This window comes from Streptomyces sp. 6N223 (assembly GCF_052246635.1).
In the GTDB taxonomy this organism is placed as follows: Bacteria; Actinomycetota; Actinomycetes; order Streptomycetales; family Streptomycetaceae; genus Streptomyces.
In genome coordinates this window covers 1-684 of record NZ_JBQQCA010000159.1, presented here as the reverse complement: position 1 = coordinate 684, position 684 = coordinate 1, and the positions used below count along the sequence as shown (strand labels likewise).

Here is a 684-nt window from a genome sequence, read left to right as displayed (position 1 = left end):
TGTGCACCCTCTTCGCCGACGTCCTCGGCCTGACCCGCGTCACCATCGACGACAACTTCTTCCACCTCGGCGGACACTCACTCCTCGCCACCAGACTCATCAGCCGCATCCGCACCACCCTCGGCGTGGAGGTCCCCCTCCGTGCTCTCTTCGCGCACCCCACCGTCGCCGAACTCGCGCCGCTGCTGGAGGGTGCGGCGCGCGGGCAGGCGCCGCTGGGTCCCGTGGCGCGGCCGGAGAGGTTGCCGCTGTCGTTCGCGCAGCAGCGGTTGTGGTTCCTCCATCAGCTGGAGGGGCCGTCGGCGACGTACAACATGCCGTTCGTGCTGCGGCTGACCGGCGAGCTGGACCACCAAGCGCTGGGGACGGCGCTGAGTGACGTCATCGGCCGCCATGAGGCTCTTCGGACGGTGTTCCGGGCTGGTGGTCAGGGTCCTTATCAGCATGTCGTCGAGGCCGGGGAGGCTGACGCCCGGCTGAGCGTGCGGCGTGTCGATGCGGAGGCGCTGGACGAGGCGCTGGTGGATGCGGTCCGGTACAGGTTTGACCTGGCCGAGGAGATCCCGGTCCGCGCCTGGCTGTTCTCGCTGAGCGCCGCCGAGTCCGTGCTGGTGCTGGTGGTGCATCACATCGCGGGTGATGGGTGGTCGGTGGGTCCGCTGGCGCGGGATCTGGCGGCGGCGT

At 70.0% G+C, this 684-nt stretch carries 1 protein-coding gene; it reads left to right on the top strand.

Features of this window, described 5'->3' with window-relative positions; translation table 11 throughout:
• The coding region (locus ACTWQH_RS32810) for a condensation domain-containing protein (RefSeq protein WP_443290464.1) at positions 1-684 on the top strand (684 nt) is incomplete at both ends.